The following is a 4385-nucleotide window of genomic DNA, read 5'->3' on the forward strand; positions in this document are numbered from 1 at the left end:
CTCCTTCATAGGTGTCCACCTTGTGGTAAGTGGACACTATCTTTACTCCTTTCGATCTGCTTATACAGACGCGGTCAAAAGATCGCTTACGCTTTTGGATCAACAGTTCATTCAGATCGAGGGTTTTATCGACGTAATCGGCCGCCGGCGACGGGAAGCCCGCCGATACCTTGCCGGCGAACAGCGGCAAGCGTAGTGCCGACAACCATCGCTTGGGTCGAAAGAATCCCAACGGAGCCGCCGAGACTGGATCAGCGGCGATAGCGGGCTTGAATGGAACAGACGGATGGGACATCATGGCAAGCTGACGGAGACCAGGGGCGGATAGTCTACCGTCGAAACCGGAATTGTTCTATATTTGTTCTAATCATGTTGCGGAGCCTATACCCATGTGTGGCCGTTACAGCTTGACCGCAACCAGCGAAGCACTGGCCGAGCATTTCCAGGTGCTGAAGTCGATTCGCACGCAACCCCGTTACAACATTCCGCCCGGTCAGAAAATTCTGAATATCGTCGAGCGCGCCGACGGGACGCGCAAAGCCGTGAATTTGTGGTGGGGCTTGGTACCGCCTTGGGCCAAGGATCGCAAGATCGGCTGGAAATTGAGCAACGCCCGCCGGGAGACCCTTACCGAAAAGCCGGCCTTTCGGGAAGCCGTAAAACACCAACGGTGTTTGATTCCCACCGACGGCTATTTTGAATGGCAAAAGCGCGCGGACGGCAAACAGGCTTTTCACATACACCGCGCCGATCGAGGCTTGTTCGCCTTTGCCGGTCTGTGGGAGCAGTGGAAATCAGGTCAGGAGGCTTTGTATTCCTGCACCATCATTACCACCGCCGCCAACGTCCAGATGCAAGCCATTCACGAACGCATGCCGGTGATTATTCCGCCCGATCAATATCATGCTTGGTTGGACAAAGCCGCCGGGGCCGACGCGGTATTGTCGTTACTCGAAAACGATGCTTATGCCGACATCACCCTGACAGCGGTCAGCGATTGGGTTAATAAACCCCAGCATGATGATGCAAAATGTATTGAGCCTTCTGCTGAACAAAATGCGCATCCATTAGCCTGGAAGTAATCACTGAATTTTCTGGCTACAATGGTCTCGTGCAATCTAAATCAGGCTAGCAAATTCGTCACTCAACTGCCTTCATCGTCAGGAGCAAACCGATATGAATAAATCTGAACTCATTGATGCCATCGCCAGCCACGCCAAACTGACCAAAGCAGACGCAGGCCGCGCTTTGGATGGGCTTATCCAATCCATTCAATCCGCACTGAAAGCCGGTGACTCCGTCTCACTTATGGGCTTCGGTTCCTTTGAGGCGAAAGACCGCGCCGAACGTAGCGGCCGTAATCCACAAACCGGCGAAGTAATCACCATCGCAGCCGCTATATTGCCCTCGTTCAAAGCCGGCAAAGGTCTAAAAAACCTTCTTTGAAATTAGCAGTCAGTCGACGAGCAGGATCGACTGACAGTAGGTGGCCGGTATAGTGAGCTAGCGGCTCCTGTTGCTAACGTTTAAACTTCTTGAAACCAAGGTACAGACCGAAGTAAAAGAACCGCCCATTTTTTCCACTCGTGTTTCTCCAAAGCGGCCAGTAAGCCAAATCGAGGTGTCTAACCGGAAGTCACATAGCCGCCGTTGGTGATCTCACCCAATCGGCCAAAACCCGCCGCTCGGAGTAGCTATCCCATTTTAATAATTAAGGCACCATGTAACCCAATCGGCTGTCCGGTATTCGGCTTCGTTTTGGGTCGTCGTTTGATGGCTCTAGGCTCAATACGTCCAGGTCGGTTGTCAACCAACTGTTCAGCCACTAAAAGGAGCAGGCAGACCCGAGAGGAATCTGGGTGACCGTTTGCTTTCGGGTTTACCTTTGCACCCATTACGATTCATATAGAGCCAATTTCACTTTGCCAGTGGGCTAACTTGAGTCGCTGACACAAAAAACTCGACAATATCCTGACTTCGCTCGGGCCAATGTGAATGGATTTGATCACCTTCACAGTACAACGTTTTTACGCCCCCGGCACACCCTGAATAAGAGGAGCAACCATTTGCGATTTTATCCGGAATAGGATCACATTTATTACAAGCTGCCCACCAACCCACCGCTTGCTGACCATAACCAGGAAACAGGCGATCCTTGCTGCTGTGCATGATCATAACCGGCAAGGGCTCGGGGCATTTGCGGTCGCGTAAATCATCATACGCAACCCCTGCTGCGCTCGGCGCAATTGCACGTGGGATGTGTCGTGTGCCAGTCATAAACGCTAATGCCATTGCCGAAGTCCCTCCATCGGAATGTCCCGTAACATAGACCTGTTTTTCATCAATACACCACTTTTTGGCCATTAAACTGGGAATGGTGCCTAATTCTACGGTAGTGCTGGGCGATAATTCCGGGTGATCCGCATAGGCCACGATGAAACCGGCTTGGGTAGCAGGAAAAGTGAACCCAGTTGTTTTTTCGGTTTTAGCCCGATTCGATCCGGCCGGAGAAAATACCAGTAATAGTGGGTGGGCAACGGATGCATCATAATTGGCTGGTGTGCGGACATTGTATTTGATGCCATTTTCGGTTTCTTCACCATAAGTCTCTCCAGCGTCTCCACTGAGTTGATCAGCTTTGCAAAGACGTTTCAGCATCTCAGGTCGATACACGGCCTGCCCCAATTCTACCGAGTCGCCGCTATGATCCATCAAAAGCATGACAACCATTACTAATATCGGTAACCCGAATAGCACTTTCTGCCAAGAATTGGTTCTTAAAAGATAAACCTTTAATTGAGTCATATTCATAGTCATATTCCCCCTAAGTACGTTTGACTCGCCTGTACCATTCGATCATGCCTCAGGTGAGTGATTGGGCGCTTCCTTATTCGCTAACTTCATTACAATATAAGCCAGCAACAACAAGCTTCCGATTATCACAATCTGCAGCATATAGCTTTTTCCCGGAACCGATTCCAGGCCAACAGAGAACGGAATATGAGTGTCAAGACGCTTATCCTTGTCGACAATAGCGATGTGAGCCAAATAATTACCAGCACCATATTGACTAAAATCGACCATACTATCGAAAGTGCCGTTTTTAACTTTTTTCGGCTGCTGATAAAAAACCCTTTGCCCTTCAGGTTCTTTGGTGATTTCGAATTCCACGCTGACATTGCGCAGACTTTTACCTTCGTAGTCGAACACCAAATTAGTTGGGCCGATTTCGGGAATGATGCTGCAATATTCCCGATCCCCTGACAGAGTCGGGGTATAGGCCGTGAAATGGACTCGTTCAAAACCAACTCTCGTAACGCAAGCATCGGCCTCGTCAGGCGCACCGCGATGCGCTTGGGCAATAGTTGGCATTAATCCAACCAAAAAGACAACAGGCAGCAGACCCAGCCACCTAATGCGCTTATAAGCCACCTTTTTTAGTTTGATAGAGTTAGACATTGATTTGCCTCCACTGTGATTATGTTAAATCCGATGGTCGGATTAGAAATCAAAGGTTTCCACCTCGGAGATCAGAAACAACGGATCACCACCGCTAGAAATCTCAACGGCATGCTGAGCTGTTTCTTGGCCGCCTGGTGAATTCAGACAAGCCTCTAATTCGGCGAGGGATGGAAAATAAACCTCGGCAATCCGATGAAACTGCGCTGCAGATTTGTCTGCATTGGAAAGAATCAATGAGGCGACAAATCGTGTTTTGCCGGCCAGCTTTTCGACCGCCATCGGCACATGCTCATCAGCATAACGACGTTCAAAAGTTTTTAAATCTGTTGGTGTAGGGTACATTACGATTAATTTTGCTGTTTTCATAGGAATATTGAATATTTAGGTGACTTGGTGTTTATATTAAATAATGAGTTATGTTAATTGTAAAATACCAATTTTCTATGAAATAATAGGTTTTTCCTATTCAAGAAAGGAGACAAGCTGTGGAAATGCAACAAATTCGCTATTTTCTGGCCGTCTGCGATAAAGGCTCATTCACTCGCGCTGCACAAGCAACCTATGTGGCCCAACCCTCCCTGACGCAAGCAATTAAGAAATTGGAAGATGAACTTGGCGGTGAGCTATTTAGCCGAGACCGCGGCGGATGTAGGTTGACGGCCTTAGGACGTTTGGTTGAACCTTCTATACGTGAAATAGTGCGCAAGACGCAAGCTGTCAAAGCTGAGGCTGTGCGTTTCAGCCGCTTAAATACTGTGCCACTTCGCATCGGCGTGATGACGACAATTGCCGCACACCATTTAAGTCCATTCTTCACTGACTTTCAGCAAGAACGACCCCATGTAGAACTGGAATTAGTCGTCGACAGTGAATGCAATCTATTGAATCAACTTGATGAAGATAGCCTGGATTTAGTTATCAGT

6 protein-coding genes and 1 pseudogene are annotated in these 4385 nt (G+C 48.8%); 3 read left to right on the forward strand and 4 right to left on the reverse strand.

The window, feature by feature from the left end:
* Positions 1–190: pseudogene (locus tag AC3B8H_RS18885) on the reverse strand (hypothetical protein); the annotation flags it as partial.
* Between the two features lie 199 nt (positions 191–389).
* On the opposite strand from AC3B8H_RS18885, the gene AC3B8H_RS18890 reads away from it, so the two are divergent.
* Complete coding sequence (locus tag AC3B8H_RS18890) at positions 390–1082, forward strand: SOS response-associated peptidase (protein ID WP_488443071.1); 693 nt, start codon at positions 390–392, stop codon at positions 1080–1082.
* 94 nt (positions 1083–1176) lie between these two features.
* A complete protein-coding gene (locus AC3B8H_RS18895; protein ID WP_488443072.1) occupies positions 1177–1446 on the forward strand; it encodes an HU family DNA-binding protein in 270 nt (89 codons plus the stop codon).
* A 471-nt stretch (positions 1447–1917) separates the two neighbouring features.
* Here AC3B8H_RS18895 and AC3B8H_RS18900 read toward each other — a convergent pair whose 3' ends face one another.
* Genes AC3B8H_RS18900 through AC3B8H_RS18910 form a run of 3 tightly spaced genes read right to left on the reverse strand, consistent with a single transcriptional unit; the run spans position 1918 to position 3828 of the window.
* Positions 1918–2811 carry a CE1 family esterase gene (locus tag AC3B8H_RS18900; protein WP_256612427.1) on the reverse strand — a complete coding sequence of 298 codons (894 nt, stop codon included), beginning with the start codon at positions 2809–2811 and terminating at the stop codon, positions 1918–1920.
* Between the two features lie 45 nt (positions 2812–2856).
* Positions 2857–3459: a hypothetical protein gene (locus AC3B8H_RS18905; RefSeq protein WP_427501746.1), complete on the reverse strand. Its 603-nt coding sequence runs from the start codon at positions 3457–3459 to the stop codon at positions 2857–2859.
* Positions 3460–3501: 42 nt separating this feature from the next.
* Positions 3502–3828 carry an EthD family reductase gene (locus AC3B8H_RS18910; protein ID WP_096876911.1) on the reverse strand — a complete coding sequence of 109 codons (327 nt, stop codon included), beginning with the start codon at positions 3826–3828 and terminating at the stop codon, positions 3502–3504.
* A gap of 119 nt (positions 3829–3947) precedes the next feature.
* Between AC3B8H_RS18910 and AC3B8H_RS18915 the strand changes: the two genes are divergently transcribed.
* Positions 3948–4385, forward strand: a 438-nt coding sequence (locus AC3B8H_RS18915) for a LysR family transcriptional regulator (protein ID WP_488443073.1), incomplete at its 3' end; no start/stop codon positions are given.

This window comes from Methylomonas sp. BG-2 (genome assembly GCF_057766305.1).

Excerpts from the sequence above, each read along its gene's own strand:
- AC3B8H_RS18890 (WP_488443071.1), top strand. The coding sequence starts at position 390 with ATGTGTGGCCGTTACAGCTTGACCGCAACCAGCGAAGCACTGGCCGAG.
- AC3B8H_RS18895 (WP_488443072.1), top strand. The coding sequence starts at position 1,177 with ATGAATAAATCTGAACTCATTGATGCCATCGCCAGCCACGCCAAACTG.
- AC3B8H_RS18900 (WP_256612427.1), bottom strand. The coding sequence starts at position 2,811 with ATGAATATGACTCAATTAAAGGTTTATCTTTTAAGAACCAATTCTTGG.
- AC3B8H_RS18910 (WP_096876911.1), bottom strand. The coding sequence starts at position 3,828 with ATGAAAACAGCAAAATTAATCGTAATGTACCCTACACCAACAGATTTA.
- AC3B8H_RS18905 (WP_427501746.1), bottom strand. The coding sequence starts at position 3,459 with ATGTCTAACTCTATCAAACTAAAAAAGGTGGCTTATAAGCGCATTAGG.